The sequence below is a fragment of the Flavobacterium sp. LC2016-13 genome (genome assembly GCF_009707955.1).
GTDB lineage: Bacteria > Bacteroidota > Bacteroidia > Flavobacteriales > Flavobacteriaceae > Flavobacterium.
Map to the genome: position 1 here is coordinate 1 of NZ_WMDQ01000027.1, position 17,382 is coordinate 17,382.

Annotated in this window: 14 protein-coding genes; 1 reads left to right on the forward strand and 13 read right to left on the reverse strand. The window is 31.3% G+C overall.

Annotation, left to right across the window (positions count from 1 at the left end; translation table 11 throughout):
• Positions 1 to 52: 52 nt before the first annotated feature.
• Complete coding sequence (locus GKZ86_RS24880; protein WP_154785717.1) at positions 53 to 373, forward strand: hypothetical protein; 321 nt, start codon at positions 53 to 55, stop codon at positions 371 to 373.
• A 635-nt stretch (positions 374 to 1,008) separates the two neighbouring features.
• Here GKZ86_RS24880 and GKZ86_RS24885 read toward each other — a convergent pair.
• From GKZ86_RS24885 to GKZ86_RS24935, 13 genes are all read right to left on the reverse strand, one after another.
• A complete protein-coding gene (locus tag GKZ86_RS24885; protein ID WP_154785718.1) occupies positions 1,009 to 1,464 on the reverse strand; it encodes a response regulator in 456 nt (151 codons plus the stop codon).
• A gap of 940 nt (positions 1,465 to 2,404) precedes the next feature.
• Entirely contained in the window at positions 2,405 to 2,812 is a 408-nt protein-coding gene (locus GKZ86_RS24890; RefSeq protein ID WP_154785719.1) for a response regulator, read from the reverse strand.
• Positions 2,809 to 4,200: an ATP-binding protein gene (locus GKZ86_RS24895; protein WP_154785720.1), complete on the reverse strand. Its 1,392-nt coding sequence runs from the start codon at positions 4,198 to 4,200 to the stop codon at positions 2,809 to 2,811. Before GKZ86_RS24895 ends, GKZ86_RS24890 begins: the two co-directional genes overlap by 4 nt.
• Before the next feature lie 1,562 nt (positions 4,201 to 5,762).
• Positions 5,763 to 7,259, reverse strand: coding sequence for a hypothetical protein (locus tag GKZ86_RS24900; RefSeq protein ID WP_228526653.1), 1,497 nt, complete (start codon positions 7,257 to 7,259; stop codon positions 5,763 to 5,765).
• Positions 7,260 to 7,316: 57 nt separating this feature from the next.
• Positions 7,317 to 9,116 carry a T9SS type A sorting domain-containing protein gene (locus tag GKZ86_RS24905; protein WP_228526654.1) on the reverse strand — a complete coding sequence of 600 codons (1,800 nt, stop codon included), beginning with the start codon at positions 9,114 to 9,116 and terminating at the stop codon, positions 7,317 to 7,319.
• 86 nt (positions 9,117 to 9,202) lie between these two features.
• Entirely contained in the window at positions 9,203 to 9,412 is a 210-nt protein-coding gene (locus GKZ86_RS24910) for a hypothetical protein (protein ID WP_154785721.1), read from the reverse strand.
• Between the two features lie 1,357 nt (positions 9,413 to 10,769).
• Positions 10,770 to 11,711, reverse strand: coding sequence for an IS3 family transposase (locus GKZ86_RS24915; protein WP_228526655.1), 942 nt, complete (start codon positions 11,709 to 11,711; stop codon positions 10,770 to 10,772).
• On the reverse strand, positions 11,711 to 11,935 hold the full coding sequence (locus tag GKZ86_RS25545; protein ID WP_228526656.1) for a hypothetical protein: 225 nt from the start codon (positions 11,933 to 11,935) through the stop codon (positions 11,711 to 11,713). Before GKZ86_RS25545 ends, GKZ86_RS24915 begins: the two co-directional genes overlap by 1 nt.
• A 789-nt stretch (positions 11,936 to 12,724) precedes the next feature.
• The gene (locus GKZ86_RS25655) at positions 12,725 to 13,033 is read right to left on the reverse strand and encodes a DDE-type integrase/transposase/recombinase (RefSeq protein ID WP_205625929.1); all 309 of its coding nucleotides are present in this window, start codon (positions 13,031 to 13,033) and stop codon (positions 12,725 to 12,727) included.
• The gene (locus GKZ86_RS25660; protein WP_370456798.1) at positions 13,029 to 13,289 is read right to left on the reverse strand and encodes a DDE-type integrase/transposase/recombinase; all 261 of its coding nucleotides are present in this window, start codon (positions 13,287 to 13,289) and stop codon (positions 13,029 to 13,031) included. The genes GKZ86_RS25655 and GKZ86_RS25660 overlap by 5 nt, the downstream gene beginning before the upstream one ends.
• Before the next feature lie 356 nt (positions 13,290 to 13,645).
• Positions 13,646 to 15,586 carry an OmpA family protein gene (locus GKZ86_RS24925; protein WP_154785722.1) on the reverse strand — a complete coding sequence of 647 codons (1,941 nt, stop codon included), beginning with the start codon at positions 15,584 to 15,586 and terminating at the stop codon, positions 13,646 to 13,648.
• A gap of 2 nt (positions 15,587 to 15,588) precedes the next feature.
• Positions 15,589 to 16,497 carry a type IX secretion system membrane protein PorP/SprF gene (locus GKZ86_RS24930; protein WP_154785723.1) on the reverse strand — a complete coding sequence of 303 codons (909 nt, stop codon included), beginning with the start codon at positions 16,495 to 16,497 and terminating at the stop codon, positions 15,589 to 15,591.
• 57 nt (positions 16,498 to 16,554) lie between these two features.
• A partial coding sequence (locus GKZ86_RS24935) for a gliding motility-associated C-terminal domain-containing protein (RefSeq protein ID WP_154785724.1) occupies positions 16,555 to 17,382 on the reverse strand: 828 nt, incomplete at its 5' end.

Consider the following 17,382-nt stretch of genomic DNA (forward strand, 5'->3'; position numbering starts at 1 on the left):
ATTAGGTGATCAGTTTGCTCCGAATCGAGTGATCATTTTAAACTGAAAATCTATGGTCAATTTGACCGTTTTTTCCAACATAACACAATGCATTGCTGAAGAAAGAGATTTTATACGAGAATTAATCCTTAGTGCATCCGCTGAAGCTGGCACAATATTAACTGACGAGCAGATTGAAGAAATGGTGCAGCAGAAAAGAGAAGAGATCAACAAACACAAACGGAGCGGATCGGCAATCGAAGACTATATTGAAAAGGTTTCAGTTATCTATATCGATCCTGTGTCTGAATGCAGCCAGAAATACCTCGTGATGCGTTGGTCATGCAGATTTTGGAAATTTATAAAATCATTATTCAGTAGAGAAGTGCCTTAATTAAAACCATTTCCAAAATGGAATAAAAGAAAACTGCTAACTCCTCATCCTACATATTATATGTACCATACAAGACATTGAATACACAATGCAATTCGGTGAATCTGAGATGCCATTAGAAAAATAACAGTGGAACAAGAAAAATACTGTTCCGGTAAAGCCGCCAGGCCTTGAAGATTCTGTGCTTTTTGCTTAATTTTGTAACTTGACACCCGAAGAAATAAAACGCTATTTTGAAAATATTTCTCCTCCCCATGCATTCGACTGGAAACCCTGCTCAAAAATTACCGATTCTCAGCTCTTTTTAAAAAGCTGCTAAATCGGCATTAATAATTTTAATGGACCTGTTGAGAGATGTCCCGCATCGTGGCACCTTAAAGATTTTTACCTTCACATAAAAACGAAGTCAGACTGCCGAGAAGAGCGTAGAAAATAAACCGGAAATAGTATTGGAAGAAACCGGCTCTTAGAAGAGGCAGCATTTTAAGGTAAAAAAGCCCAATATTTACTTAAAAAAAATGAGCACACAAATTCTTAAACATTATATTTAGAAAATGCAAGCTGTGATTATCCCGCTCTTTTTTGGTTTTATTTTAGCTCAATGCACTGAGCGTGCAGATAATCTGCGATCAAAACTAAATAAGAAGAAATTTTCTTTTTTCTCTTAAAGAAGAAGTAAGGTTCATAGTCAGGATTTCCTTAAGCAGGGATTTAAGTTTTTCAAATGAACTGGGTTTGACCGCGTAAAATGCAGCTCCCAGTTCCAATTCTTTCTGAATATTTTCAGGGTCATTGCTGGTGGAAAACATGATAATATTTACTTCTTTTACACTCCCCTTATGGTTTCTTATTTCTTCCAGGCATTCAAAACCTGATTTGCGGGGCATATTGATATCAAGAAAAATAAACTCAGGAAGCTCTGATGCTGAGAGGGTAAGCACATTATCGATAAGGTCCATACCATCCTCAGCTACTTTAAGGATCATATCGGGATCAATTTCCCTAATTGCATCAATAAAAAAATCCCTGTCGTCAATGTCATCATCGGCTAAGTAAATATATCTCTGGGCATTCTTTAAGTTAACAGCCATAGGCAAAAAATTGTATGATATGAAACGTAATTTATCGAATCCAAAATCGTATCCTAATTTACAGATCCGGGTAGATTTAAAAGTTAAGGAAATTATTTCATTAATGAGATTTTGAGAGAACAAATATAGTTCATATTGTGGAAAAAACACATTAAAAAAAACTTTTTACATATTCCTAATCTGACTCCGTGTCAGAGAAAAAATGATTAAATAAACTATTATAAATCAGGAACTAAATAGCTTTAAAATTTCTAACAATCTGTAATGATAAAAGATGTTCATTACACTGACAATAGCGACAATCCTTATAAAGTGGACCAGCAGATGATTCGCGAACATTTAAGCACGACCAATCGCACCCCTTCCACAGAAACATGAGATAAATCTGCCAAGGGAGAAAATGGCAGTTTAGTCAATATTTTTGATATACTGGAGCCCCCCTTGCAAAGAACATGTATAAAACATTTGCTTTTTCATTTAAAACAATAAAGTAAATATTGTTCTTGAGTTGTAAATACATTCTCCATCTCGTCTCTCTGCCTTGTCTATTGTTCATCTCTATCTCAATGAAAGGTATAAACTTATAAACACAGTGCTGTATTGTTGCATGATGCACAAGAACTCCTTTAATTTCTATTATTTCTTGAACGTCTCAGCAACTAAGGGGGGAATGTTAATTTAAAATACACTGCCTGAAAAATAATAGATTTTTGATAGCTATGACCTTTGGTATTCATTTTTTCTTAGTCTTAAAATTCCAAAGATATAATGTATTTCCCAATGCGACAGAACCTTATTTTATGGAAACACTGCTTGATAAATGTTTTTAAAGTTTTTGATAACTTTAAGTAATTTATGTGAGTTTTATAAAAATCCGATAAGACTTTACAATCTGATCTAAATTAGATATCTTAAAAATAAGCTTCCTCTAACTATTGTTCTAGAAGTAATATTTTTCAAATACTTTAGCTAGCATGTCTTTATCTAAAGGTTTGGTTTTAAATCCGAAAAGAATATTGTTCTTTTTTGCCATCTCAATATCGTCCGGATTTTGTGAGGTTGTAAGCATTACTACAATCAATTTACATTGTAAATTTTTATCTAGATTTTTATATTCTTCAAGGAATTCCCAACCATTCATTCCAGGCATATTTATATCTAGAAATATAACGCTGGTAGGGCTATTTTTACTATAGTCCTTATTTTGTAAAAAATAAAGGGCTTCTTTAGCTGATTCTTTTATAATTACTTTGATAGCAGCGTTATATTTTTTAATCACTCTTTCGTGGAAAAAGTTATCAATCTTGTTGTCATCAACAAGCATTATATAATCAAGTTTTTGTTTCATGATTCTAAAATTGCTATTGTAAATTTAAAAGTGCTTCCAGATCCTTGTACAGATTCTACCCATATTTTTCCTCCGTGTATTTCAACAATTTTTTGACAAATAGCTAATCCTATACCATATCCTTGATATTGCTCCCACTGATTTAACCGCTGAAATAATTGAAAAATTCGATCATAATGATTGACATTGATACCTATGCCATTGTCCTTTACGTAAAATTCGTAAAAAAGGCCTTTTTTTTCGGCACCTATAACTATATGAGGCTGTACACCAACACGTTGAAATTTTACTGCATTACTTATGAGATTTTGAAATAATTGGGTAAACTCAGGTTGGTAAACGTTAAGTGTAGGCATTATTCCTTCTATTTTTATTGTTAGTTTTGCATCATCTATTAGACTGCTTAGGTTTTTACTAACATTTTTCAAAATATCATATGAATTTTCTTTTGTAAGTTTCTTATTGCGACCTAACCTTCCAATATCTGATATAGATCTTACTAATAAGGCCATTTTTGATACTGCATTATCCATATCCTTTAAATGTAATTTCAAGTCATCACATAACTGGCAGCCATAATCTTCCTGGATAAGAATTACATAGTTGGACAGCGTTCTCAGAGGCTCCTGTAAATCATGTGAAGCTATATAGTTAAATTGTTCTATTTGTTCACTCTTCTGCTGAATTTCAATCATCTGTTTGTTAATTATATTTTCATGCTTTTTTCTTTCGGTTGTATTTATGATTGAAGACAAAAACATGATCCCTTTTTCCGTTATGAGAGGATTGATTTCTACTTCTACTGGAAATTCTTTACCATCATTATCTATAGCATGCAAATGAAGTCCCTGTTCTAATAAAATGGATTGAACTTTGGATTCGCAGAAATCACTGCTCCAATGAGGAATTAGCAAAGCGTAATGAGGAATTAGCACTTCCATATTTTTACCAACAATTACTTCACGGCCATACCCAAACATTTTTTCTACTTTCTTGTTGGCCATGATAATATTACCATCGCTATCAGACTTAATTAATGCATGTGGAAAAGACTCTAGAACCAGTCTGAAATCTTCTTCAGCTATAAGCATTTTTTCATCTTTCTTATTTAGGTTAAATTTTGTTTCATACATAATGAGCATGTTTATAATAATTGATGCCACAGTAAACAAAACAATTTGGAAATCTGAACCAATCAAATTACTGCTATTAGCTAGATTTATTATACTAGCTATAAATATAACCTCTACTAGTTTTAAAAACAGTACTAACCCTACAATACTGCGTACTCTCTTTTTATTGGATAAACCAAAAAAATTCAATCGAGGATTTATCACTGAAAGAATAATTAACAAGAGAAAAAAGGTTATAGCGGTGTATATTGCCATAGAGATAAAATTTAAGTTTTAAAAGCCTGAAGCTCTAGGAACATGCCTAATTACAAGTATAAAACAGATTACTTCTACTTAAAAAGATATTTAACTAAAGCAAATTATTTTAGTAAATGTTTAATACTAATTCCAATACAATAATTTAATTAATCTTATAGTGTTCATGTGTATACAAAAAATGAACGTTAGACTCTCTAGCATAAAAATCATTATAATTAGTAGATTTATGTAAAATAATTGCTGTGTACAAATTACTATTAAAGAATTATTACTACTGTCTTTATAACAAGTTCAAAGTCGTTCGCTACCTGTAATATTTAAATGCTTAAAATTACAAAACAAATAATAGCATTAAATTTCATGGAATACTATGAACTAATTAAAGTTTTAAAAATAGTATATAAAAACTCCAAACATATTAAAATATAGAGGAAGCCAAGGTATTTAAGCAAAGGGTTTATTGAATACATAGTTACTATATTTTATATTTATATTCAATAAAATTAGATTTATATAAGTTTATATTTTATATCAAGAAGACAAACGGCAAGTTTATGCAGACAAAATACAAGTTTCCTTAGATAGGTGAATCCTTAGATTCCATTAATAAAAAAATATCACGAAATGGCCCTCATGTTAATAAAGCAAGAATTAAACTACAAATTTCTTGTATCACAAAAATTATGCTTCTCTGTGGATTTTTAGTCGCGTGCGATAAATATTTTGACAAAACGCGTTAAACCGTTTCGCGCCCTTCAATTCCTTAAAAATGGTAATTGAATCTAAACCCGAAAATATCAGATTAGTTACCGAAATAAAAAACTTAGATTATCATTACGGATGATCAGAAATATTTAATGGTATTTACAATAACTTTTCTATTTAAATATTTCTCTAACAACTAAAGCTTAATTTATCTATATTTGCTTTAGTACCCTAAACAAATTTAAATTTGGAGGATTTGAATTTAAACAGAAACTCCTTTACTCTTTGTAAATGACTTTTTTAAATTTTTTGATTATTACATTTCATAAATCAAGAAATCATTCAACAATTGCACTTTCAACAATTTTAAACATTTCTTTAAGATTTGACAGGTTTAATTTGACAGGTAATTACAATCCATTTCGTTCAAGAAGATACTTTAATTAATCCTGAAATTGGGTATCAAAACTCGCTACCCAAAAGTCTCCTAAATTATAATTTCCGGGAATATTATAACAATTTTAAAAGATCAATTTTAAAAGATTACTTATCCATAAACTAGTCATCTATGCAATCTATAGATAAATATAATTAGTACTAAATTCATTAACTTTAAAAAACTATTTAGCTTACTACTAAACGCCTCATATAATTATCTCCTTAAATAATTGTAAATAATTCTTAACAAATTAACTTGATTTCTTTTTAACCATTTTTGAGATTATTTATATTGCTCATTTGGTAGGATTAAGCCCTAACGTTGCGCAGATTTATAAACAAATAATCTCTTAAAAAAAGTTAAAAATAAACTGGTATAAATAATGGGGGTTCATGATTCCAACATTTAAATTTTATTATCTAATAGTAATAGTCATATTAGGCACAATTATAGCATCAGTTGTTCCTCCTGTATAACGCTGTGCAAAAACCTCAATATAGTCATTGCTTGCTAACTCAACAGAAGCATTTAGTGGAAGAACTAATATATCGTTCACCGCCAATCCTCTACCATAAATTTTAAATTGCGTCAATGGAGTCCCATTCTTTGCAATGTATATTATATAAGTACCTAACGCAGGAACCTGAAAGGATATAGAACCTGATACCTGAAAAATTCTTTTCTTCTTTCCCGTATATCTTAGCCTATTGTTATTATTAGGTGTTGCATCTAATGCAAACCTAAATAAATTAGTAGACGCTGAGATTCCATTCACCTTTACGATATTACTAGGATTGGAAGTATTAAAAGTAGTTGAAGCACCTGACCCAACTGGATAATCCATAGAGAAATCTCCAGCAGCATTTGAATCACCTTCGGTAGGTATTCCAGCAGCTCGAACCGTCCAACTATTATTAAAATTATAGCCTGTATAAGTACCTACAGTATATGGCTTTACATATCCAGCCGTATTAGTTCCTGTAAAAACTACAGATTCCAAAACAGCATCACCGGCTATTGTTAAACCTGCGGTTGAAACATCAAAACCAATAGCACTCCCGTCCACCTGACTAAAACCTCCTTGTTTTTCAATAAGGTTAAAGGTGCCAGTAAATTTTTCATAAGTACCTAAGTTGGTACCAAACCAGCCTATATTACTTAATAGTAATTGATTAATATTATTATAAGTTATACCTGTTGTATTTCCTGTGTATTGCACGATACTGCTAAATATCAATCCAAAACCCGAGAGCGTACCGACTGAACCTGAATTAGCTACAATACAATCTCTGAAAGTTAAGTATTTGGTTGCATCGGCGTTAATATTAAAAACACTTCCTCCTGATGCAATAAGGGTTAAATTTTTAATACTGCCGCCAGTTGCTCCTTCAAAAATATTACCTGATGTTCTGAGTACAATATCATCGTTACTATCTACTCCTTGAAAATAAGCATTATTTAGATCTATGGGAAAATTAAATACTACTGTTCCGTTTATTTCATACAATGTATTAGAACTTAAAAGATACTTCGCTCCGCCTCCTGCTGCAAGTTCCGTGGCTAAAACGGTAGCCAAAACATCCGTAGATTTTATGCGTTTAAAATTTAATCTTCCTGACGAACTACTAAGAATTGGCAACCATGTAGAAGTTCCACTCGAATAGTAATAAAACAATTTCAAATCAGTATCGTAGACTATTAATCCATCGGTAGGAGTGATAATAGCATTTTTTTGAACAGTTGTCATTCTAGGCGCTAATAATCCTTTTGTAGTCGAAGTAATATCCAAAATAGAACTTGCATTTGGAGTTACTGTCCCAATTCCGATTTGCGCATTTCCCATTAAAGTCAATAAAAAGAAAAAGAAAAATAATAGTTTTTTTTGATCTTGTAGTTTGATTTTTTTGATCATATTTTCTAAAATTTAGTTAAATGTATAGATGTTTTTATTTCGATTTTTTATGAACTTTTATTTACCAGAATTTGAAATAATAATTTTTTCAGTCGATCTTTCATTATCGATAGTTAGCAACTCAGAAATATAAACACCATCGCTTAAACCTATGGTTGAAAAAATGAAGTTTTGATCAGATCCTAAATCTTTTTTCGACAATACAACTCTACCTAGCATATCATACAATTTAAATGATTTCAATGTTAAAGCATTTGGATTTGAAACCGTTAAATTATTATTAACATTATCTTGATGAATAAAAAATTGCTTTGTAGCCTTTGTGTCTATTCCAAGTGAAATTTGATTTTTGAATGTAAGCATAAAGCGATCAGAATACACTCCAGGCAGCACATTCACTTCATACTGCCCATTCTTTACATCATGATAGGATTGATCAAGCGCATCGTAGATATAAATAGGCTGTGCGCCATTAAAATTTATTACTTCAGGAACATTAAATTTAAAAGTTGTACTTGTTGTAGCCTTTAAAGCTAATGGCACTTTTTTTGTTTCATCAAAATTTATACCTTCAATCACATAATTACCATTTTCTATCCAAAAACCAACATCATTAGGCAGCGCCTGATCCATATTTAAAGCATCAATACCAAAATCTACTCCATCTGTAGCTTCTGGCACGAAAGCTAAGGCCAACTGCCTGGTAAACTGATTATTAATTATAACATTTAATTTAAAATGTGAAACCTCCTCTAGCTCACTTTCTTTCGAATCTCCTTTTTTCGGACTGCTCTGTTTTGGGGTGTGTTTGTCAAACTTTGACAAACCGGTTCCCTCTTTATAAAAGACCCTATGGCTGTTCTTAAAAGTTGCGATTCCAGTACCTGTAGCACTAAGTACGAAACCTTGACCAACAGGAGAATATTTACGCTCTATAACCAGTCCTGATGAGGATCCTGTAGTGTTTACAGAACCATCTGGTTTATAAGAATTAAAAGTTGCGGGAACATATACGCCGTTTGAGACTAAACTTACAGGTGAATAGCTTCCATATCCACCTCTATAATTTGTAAGATAATGTGAATTTACAGTTTTATCTTGTTCCCAAAAATAAGCTACTCCGCCAGTTGCTGCGTTGGAAACGTCTAAAAGAAAAGCATTTAAATGCAAGGCAGAGGGATAGGGATTCCCTGTTAGGGTTGCATTATTAACACCTAAACTAATAGTTATATTGCCGTCATTGGGTTTTCCCCTAAAATCATATCTTTGCGCTGCTCCTGGATTATTCGTTATACCCGTTCCCTCGGGATCTATTGTGTCAGTTCCGCTGGTTCCTTTCATGGAAAAACCTTCACCTGGGCCCAATGTTTTAGTGCCGCCCACATAAATCCATTGCGAATAATTGTTGGCGTTAATTAATTTATAGATCCAAGTTGAAGATATTGATAGCGGACTTGCAGTACCATTGTAATTGCTTGCTGGCAAAACAGTAATCGGAATTGAAACAATTGAAGATGTAGGACGATTTAACATCGTAATGCCAAAGTTTTCATTTCCTAAAGAAGCTGAGGCATTTCCAACAGGAGAACACCAATAATTGTACTCAAAGTTATCAGAAGTCCCTTCCTGATAAACAGACAATAAACCTGCACCTGTATTGTTTGAAGTACCTATTGTTCCTTGCAGCAACTGGGAATTATTCCTTAAATATAAATTGGAGTTAGAAGACATATTTATATCTTGCTGCACGTACAGTACTTCATTTTTTACATACATGTATTCACTAGAGCTAAAATAAATTTGAGAAATGCTTTTGGTAACGATGAGCAATGAAAAGATAAGTATTGTTTTCTTCATAACTTTCAATTTTACAATTATTAATCAACTCAAAAAAAGATTTGAATCTACGTAATTTTGATCACGAAAATTTTATAAAGTATTTGCTATTGCTTTTGACTTATTCTTCGTGAAATAAAAAATAAACCAAGCGCTGCACCAAATAAAAATAATACAGATATATTAGAATCTATAGGTACTTCAGCCCCCACAGGAGGTGGAATAGATGCAGGTTGAGGAGGAGGAGGATTAGCTGCATTACTTTTAAAAGCAATAAAAAGAACTAATACTACTAAATTTAATTTTCTAACTTTCATGTTTTCTTTATTTATAGTTAAAAATCTATGTAATAAAATATTTCCACTTCATTTCTAATAAACACAAATAAATACTAAGCTTACAGTAATAATCAGATACTATAAACACTTATTTTTCAATCAAATATACAAAAAAAAACTTACACATTACTTTTTCTTGTAAAAAAAAAACTACATTAGTATTTCTTTATTCTGTCGCATCTATTAACTTAAAAAAAATGGATATTCAAACAAAAAGTAGATTAAAAATTAGGGGATTTTTCCTTTCAGACTCCATTTGGATGCATCTCATCAGTCACAATCAAATAAGAATTTTAGTAATTTAAAAGTTAGCATTCCTTCATTATGGAATCGCTAAATCGTCTAAAGAATGTTTTGTTATCATTACAGAAGAAATTAAGTTGCTGTAATTTGTTTGTGCTGAATTATTGATCAAAAGTAGTTCTGTACTACGCGGTGTTTTTGTGCACTTAAAAATATTCAATCGAATTAATAGAATTATACTTAAAAATGATAGTTAAAAGAATAAGCCTTGTCGAAGACCGTCGTAATCAAATGGTGCAATTAACGATAAATGATGCCAATTTTAGATACTCTTCCCATTAATATTTCACTTTTGACTCAATATTGTTTTTATTCACATAATTGGAATCACATATTAGATAAAACTCAAACTGCAACTAAAATGTAGCAGAAAAAAAATGTCTCTCGTGAAGGAGTAATTTATTGCAGCACTTGTAATTTTCTAAAGAATAATTTTTAACCAAAGATTTAACTTTCAGTTTTGATAAATCAGAATACCTTATTAGTCAAATAAAGCATTTATAGCACAAGTTTTATTTGGGTCTGCCTACAATTTCGCCAAAAAGAACAAGTATTTTTTAAAGATAATTAACCATCAAAATTTTGTGGTAAAATCCTAGTACGATTTATTTAGAAAAAGAAAACCTTAAAAAAATCAATATTTAAGAAGCTCTTGTTCAAATGTGTATTACATATTTGTAAGCAGATAAAATATTGAAAAAAGATATATTTAAATCTAGATGCAGAATCGGTGCATCTATTTTTAAGAAACAAACTATAACGCTTTTAAACAAATATTTAAAAACATAAGTTCGAATGATTACTAAATTATCTAAATGAAATATAGACTGTTTCTTTTTTACTTTTTATTTTTTGTCAGTACATAATAATTCCATTGGTTTATAGAATTTACTACTAACTATCATCCATGTTACCCAACCGGGTCTTTTATTAAAATATTGCTAACAAAAATTATTACCAAAATTTTTAATTCATTTAATTTTGCTACTCTGTTGTAAAATTGTAGCACAAGCTATTTTTTAAAACTAGAGAATCATTTATTGGCAAAGTTTAGATTTATGACTAGTCCTAAATAATCGATACAGATTATTAGACAAATATATTTAATTAAACACCTGTAAGAACTTTTTTTTGCAGGTGTTTTTGTTTTATAAGTTCTCATTTCTACTATGTTTTGTTTGTGCATTTGATTGGGTGTTAGCATATAATTAGAATAATGGGGCCTTTCATTATTATAAAGATCAATTGCATCTTTTATTAAAATCTTCATCACAGCAAGTTGCTGATTAAATTTATCAATATTAAATTCTTGTTTTAAAATTCCATTTATTCTCTCCGCCACTGCATTTTCATAAGGATCAGAGTTTTGTGTCATACTGCATCTTATATTGTTTTTATATAATAGTTTTTGATATTGATCAGAACAATACTGCAGTCCTCTATCTGAATGGTGGATTAATGTTTTTCCTTTGTCTCGGCGCTGTTTTATTGCATTTTTTAAAGCTGTTAAACTGCTTTTAGTATTCATATTATCTGCCACATAAAAACCCATTATTTTTTTAGAGTAAGCATCTGTTATAAGACTTAAATAACATGGATTCTCTCTTTTTCCAACATAAGTTATATCTGATACCCAGACTTGTTCTGGTCTGCAGATTTTTAAATCCAATATTAGATTCTCATGCTTTCTAAATCTATGATGAGAGTTTGTTGTTATATGATAAGAACGTCTAGGTGTTAATAATAAATGATTAGCTCTAAGTATATCTATAAATTTATCCCTGCCGATTTTGAGTTGATTCAATTGGATTTTTAAAAGATAATACAGTTTTTTTGCTCCTATCCGGGGCATTGTATTTCTAATTTTCAAAACCAGACTAATAACTTCTGAGGCAATAAGCTTTCTGGAACTGGTTCTTTTTATTCTTCGATAATAAACCTGTCTGTCTATCCCGAACAAAGTACAGGCAAACATTATTGTTTGTTGATGTTCTTCTTTAAAATGTTCGATTGTTCGGGTGGTGAGTTTTTTCGAATGTCAATTTGATATTCTTTTTCTGCTATATCAATCATCATATCGAAAATAATAGCTTTTTTATCGGCAACGTAAGCCTGCTGTTCTAAAAATGATTTTTGTTTTTCTAATAACTTCACTTTGGCTTCAAGTTCCATTATTTTTTGTTCAGGAGATTTTGGCATAGCAGAAGGTGTTTGATTGTCCCAATCAAAGTTACCAAATTTTCGAAGCCATTGAACGATTGTAGAACGGGACTGAATGGCATAATCTTTTTTAACCTGGGAAATTGAAATTCTTCCTTGTTCTATTTACTGAATAATTTGAAGCTTAAAAGACATGCTGTAATCTTTTTGGGTGCGCTTTACATAGCGCAATTCTTGATCTTTTTCCATAATGATACTTTTTGTGTATCGCTATTTCAGGACAAGACATTAAATATATTATAAAAGCTCCTTGTTTTTTAGTTGTTTTTTTTATTTTACCAAGTTCGATTCGCGATCACAACACCAAGGAATAGAATTCTATATCTAAAATGTTTAAAAAATTAGTAATAAGTTTTGTGGCAAAATATGGCACATGGCATTTGGAGTCGATATCTTTTTTTTACTACTGTTACATAAATTGACATCTACTTAAAAATCTAAAAACGAAAATATCAGATTAGTTAACGAATTAAAAAACTTAGATTATGAGTACGGATGATCAGAAATATTTTATGGTATTTACAATAACTTTTTTATTTAAATATTTTTCTAACAACTAAAGCTTAATTTATCTATTTTTACTTTAGTTTAGTCCCCTAAACAAATTTAAATTTGGAAGATTTGAATTTAAGCAGAAAGTCCTTTACTCTTTGTAAAGGACTTTTTTTTAATTTTTTGATTATTACATTTCATAAATCAAGAAATCCTTCAACAATGGTTCTGTCGCATCTGTCAGAATCAGATATAACACTTTAAGTAATTTTAAAGTTAGTCTGCCAATTTACAGAATGATTTAAACATAGTTACCCCTGATTCAATCATCTGATTCTTTCTCAGCATATGCAAAACTTCAATTCCGCTCAATGTTCGTCTTGCCGATTCAAAATTTTTAAAGCCTAACCCATTTTGTATCCTCCATTTTATAAATCGATGGTCCTGTTCGACAATATTGTTGAGATATTTACACTGCCGGATTTTAATCTTTGAGAACGAACGCTTGTTACAGACTTTGATTGCTGCAGTATTAGAACCGCTTTTATCAATGTTTATTACTCTTGGCCGGCAATTATTATTAATTTTTAATTAGAAAAGGCTGAGCGCTCATTCTTTGTCTTTTTCTGGTCAAAAGAAAGTCAACCTTATTACCTAATTTATCTACCGCTCGATATAAGTAACACCATATACCTTTTACTTTGATATAGGTCTGATCCAATCTCCAGCTCGCCCCCACTCTGCCTTTTCTCTTCTTTATTTCTAACTCAATGAAAGGTGTAAACGTATAGCCCCAGCGTTGAATAGTAGCATGATCAACATGAACTCCGTGCATTTTCATGATCTCTTATACATCCCTGTAAGTAAGGGTAAATTTTAATTTAAAATACACTGCCCGAAGAAGAATAGATTTTGGATAGCTCTGACCATTGGTATTCATTTTTTTTAGTTTTAAAATTCCAAAGATAAAAGCTATTCCCAAATGCGACAGAACCCTTTTAAGAAATATAGGTCTATTTGAATAGAACTGACCAAAAAACGGGCTATTCTAATCCATAATTAGGAATTATTACTCAATCAGTTCTTAACTATATTTGAAAAAGGGGTTCAACTTTATTTAAAAAGTTAAACCCCGTTATTTTTAAAACTTACACACTTTTTAGGACTTTGTTTTTATCGATAATGATTTGTAAGTTCTTATTGCATTGAAACAATTACAAATTCACTTCTTCTGTTTAACTGATGTTCATCTTCTGTACAAGCTACATTATCTGAACATTTATTGATTAACTGACTTTCGCCATAACCTTTCCCTGATATTCTGGTTGGGGCAATTCCTCGTTTTACAAACCATTCGATTGTTGCTTTTGCTCTTTTATTAGACAATCTCATATTATATTCCTTAGTCTGTCTACTGTCTGTATGAGAACGAACATCGATATTCATTTCAGGATATTGTTTCATTACAGCAAGTACTTTCTCTAATTCAAAAGCAGCTTCCTGACAAATAAATGATTTATCAAGATCAAAATAAATAATAGGAATCTCTAACGTTTTAGCCAAATCTGTCCCTACCTCTATTTGCTTGATTTGTTTATTTAATTTAATATCTACTTCAGGTTTATCATTTGTTGGCTGAATTGTAACCGGACTTTCATTAGTTTCATAATCTTGTTTTGAAACTCTTACATAATAGGTTTGATTGCATTTTACATCAAAATTGTAACTTCCGTTTTTATCCGAAATTATTGTTGCCATTTCCTTAAACTTATCGTCAAGCAAAATTACTTTTGCATCGGCTAAAGCTTCGTTCGTTTGAGAATCTGAAACAATTCCAAATATTTTTTTTTCACAATCCAGTCTTTTTGTTTCTGTGAATTTATAGATATCATCATTTCCAATTCCGCCTTCTTTGTTGGATGAGAAGTAACCTTTACGTGTATTGCTGTCAATTATAAAAGCAAAATCATCCGACTTGGTATTTATGGGTTCTCCAATATTTTTTACCAGATCAAAAGTAGAATCTTCCTTGATTTTTGCCACAAATACATCAAGTCCGCCTAATCCAGGACGTCCGTCGCTTGAAAAATAAAGTTCATTATCTCCGGATATAAAAGGGAATGTTTCTCTTCCTTCGGTATTAATTACAGTTCCTAAATTTTCAGGTTTCCCGAAGGTTTCATCTTCATTAATAATAACACTAAACAAATCTGATTGCCCTAAACTTCCCGGCATATCTGATGCGAAATACAGCTTTTTTTCGTCCAGACTTAAAGCAGGATGCGCAATACTATATTGATCACTATTAAAAGGCAACTCTATAACATTGGTCCATTTATCATTAATAAAATCGGCTTTGTACAATTTCAATAATGTAACTTTTTTATTGTCTTTTCCTTTTTTACCGCCTAAAAAATTGTTTCGGGTAAAGTACATTGTTTTGCCATCTTTGGTGAAGACCGGAGAAGATTCATTAAATTTAGAATTGATCTTTTTCTCAAACCGAATTGGATTTTCTAAAGTTCCATCCGCTTTTAACTCCGCAGTAAATAAATTCGTAAATGATTTATTAGTCCATTTAAATGTTTTTTTAACAACACTTCCGGTATCACGAGCAGAAGCAAATACTAATTTATTATTATAAATTGTACTTCCGTAATCTGATTGTTGCGAATTAATTCCGGCATTTTCGATATCAAATCTTCCTGAATTCGCTTTAATCTGTTCCAGATAATTTTTATTGTTTTGGAATAAAACTCCTCTTGTATCGGTTTTAATTTTCAAATTAAAAATTTCCAGCATTTTATCTGATTTGGCATAATCACCCACAGATTTCAGTGCCTGAGCATATCTATAATAATATTCAGGTTCTTGCTGCTCATTAAAAGCAAAAAGCGCGTCATACCACTTTGCAGCTTTCGGTAATTCGGCATTAAAATAATAGGAGTTTCCTAATCTCTGAAACATTTTTTCATCCTTATATCCGCTTTCTGCTACTTTTTCATAAATTGCAATAGCGTCTACAAAAGCATATTGATTGTACTTCTTCTCTGCCTTATTCAAAACTGTTTTTTGAGCCGTTCCGTTAAAACAAACAGACGACAAAACAGCAGCATAAATTATATTTTTAACTTTCATAATTAGAAAAATCTTGGTGAAGTTATACGTCCATATTTGTTTAAGAATTCAAAACGCAGGAATATCTCGTGCGATCCTGAATTATAATTCACTAATTTGGTTGTTTCACGATCGTAAGCATAACCCAAATACAAACCATCTGTGATTTGAAAACCAGCCAATGCACTTACCGAAGCACTCCATCTGTAAGCCACTCCAATTACAAATTTATCGTTGAACATAAAGTTAGCCGATGCATCTACTTGCAATGGTGAACCTTCTACCATTTTTATCATTATAGCCGGTTTAAATTTTACGGTTTCATAACGATCTAAATCAAATACGTAACCTGCGATAAAATAATAGTTGATTTTGTCTTTGTAAATCGTAACATCATTATCATCATAACGATTGGTCTGAATGAAATTAGGAACCGATAAACCTACATAAGCTTTATCTGTATGCCAGTAAACTCCGGCTCCAATATTAGGCGTGAATTTATTTTTGAAATCCTGAAATTGTGGATCTCCCTGATTTTCCGGTGTTAATTTAGTTGGATCTAATTTGAATAAATTTGCTGATCCTTTTATACCAAAAGATAATTTGGCTGTAGCCGATGTTGGTATAGAATACGAAAAATCTGCCGATAAGTTATTCTCATTCGTTGGGCCTATTTTATCATTGATCAATGAAACTCCTAACCCAACGTTATTACCAACTGGTGTATTTACAGAAAAACTACTCGTTTCCGGAGCGCCATCTAACCCAACCCATTGGGTACGATATAAACCAAAAATACTCAGTACTCCACGTGATCCCGCATAAGCAGGATTCACATTAATGGTATTATACATGTATTGTGTAAATTGTGCATCCTGCTGTGCAAAGCTTGCAGTTGAACAAAACAGTAAAACTAAAATTAACTTTTTCATTTTTTTCATTTTTAATAACAGCTCAACTTCAACAAGCCAATTAATTAGCATAGAATATTATTTGGTCAAGTACAGATAACCCGCTTCCTGATGAGGAGTAGATTGATGGTCTTTATATTTTATGATATAATAATATGTTCCCTCTGGTAATCCATTTGATTCTTTAATGGTAACACGTCCTTCTGAAATTCCTCTAAAGGCAACATCGGTATTATTGTAATGATCTCTTTCAAAAACCAATACACCCCAACGATTATAAATTTGAACTGTATTGTCAGGATAACATTCTATTCCTTGTATATAGAATCTTTCGTTCATACTATCACCATTTATTGAAACGGCATTAAAAATTTTGATTACACATCCACTTAATAATAAAACTGTTGGATTGTCACCTAGATTATTTATGTTATCGGACTTATCCTCAACTTTAATTCCACTTTGAGCACTACCCATTACACTAGCCTGATTACTAACACTTCCATTATTAATATCATTTTGCGTGATGCTATATTGAGCACTAAAAGAAACTTCATCCGTATCATTTACATTCAAATCTATTGGACCTCCTGACATAATAATACCAGCTAATGGATCTGAAACAGTAATATTGTACAAAGGAACATTTCCAGTATTAGTAACCTTGAAGTTATAAGTTATTGTTTCGCCAGCATCAGCATTCCCATTACTATTTTCATCATTAAATACCGCTGTCTTAATTATGGCAATTGATGGAACTTCAACAATCGCTGGGGCACTTACTACTACCGTAGAGCTAATAGTACTACAATTCAATGGGTTGTTTACTTCACAAATCGTATAGCTTACTGAATAGTTTCCAGATGGGGTGTTGGCCGGAACTGTTACTGTTCCGTCTGCATTTAC

What these genes read in the sequence shown, in the direction of transcription:
- GKZ86_RS24880 (WP_154785717.1), top strand. Translation starts at nt 53, where the DNA reads ATGGTCAATTTGACCGTTTTTTCCAACATAACACAATGCATTGCTGAA.
- GKZ86_RS24885 (WP_154785718.1), bottom strand. Translation starts at nt 1,464, where the DNA reads ATGGCTGTTAACTTAAAGAATGCCCAGAGATATATTTACTTAGCCGAT.
- GKZ86_RS24890 (WP_154785719.1), bottom strand. Translation starts at nt 2,812, where the DNA reads ATGAAACAAAAACTTGATTATATAATGCTTGTTGATGACAACAAGATT.
- GKZ86_RS24895 (WP_154785720.1), bottom strand. Translation starts at nt 4,200, where the DNA reads ATGGCAATATACACCGCTATAACCTTTTTTCTCTTGTTAATTATTCTT.
- GKZ86_RS24900 (WP_228526653.1), bottom strand. Translation starts at nt 7,259, where the DNA reads ATGATCAAAAAAATCAAACTACAAGATCAAAAAAAACTATTATTTTTC.
- GKZ86_RS24905 (WP_228526654.1), bottom strand. Translation starts at nt 9,116, where the DNA reads ATGAAGAAAACAATACTTATCTTTTCATTGCTCATCGTTACCAAAAGC.
- GKZ86_RS24910 (WP_154785721.1), bottom strand. Translation starts at nt 9,412, where the DNA reads ATGAAAGTTAGAAAATTAAATTTAGTAGTATTAGTTCTTTTTATTGCT.
- GKZ86_RS24915 (WP_228526655.1), bottom strand. Translation starts at nt 11,711, where the DNA reads ATGTTTGCCTGTACTTTGTTCGGGATAGACAGACAGGTTTATTATCGA.
- GKZ86_RS25545 (WP_228526656.1), bottom strand. Translation starts at nt 11,935, where the DNA reads ATGCCAAAATCTCCTGAACAAAAAATAATGGAACTTGAAGCCAAAGTG.
- GKZ86_RS25660 (WP_370456798.1), bottom strand. Translation starts at nt 13,289, where the DNA reads ATGAAAATGCACGGAGTTCATGTTGATCATGCTACTATTCAACGCTGG.
- GKZ86_RS24925 (WP_154785722.1), bottom strand. Translation starts at nt 15,586, where the DNA reads ATGAAAGTTAAAAATATAATTTATGCTGCTGTTTTGTCGTCTGTTTGT.
- GKZ86_RS24930 (WP_154785723.1), bottom strand. Translation starts at nt 16,497, where the DNA reads ATGAAAAAGTTAATTTTAGTTTTACTGTTTTGTTCAACTGCAAGCTTT.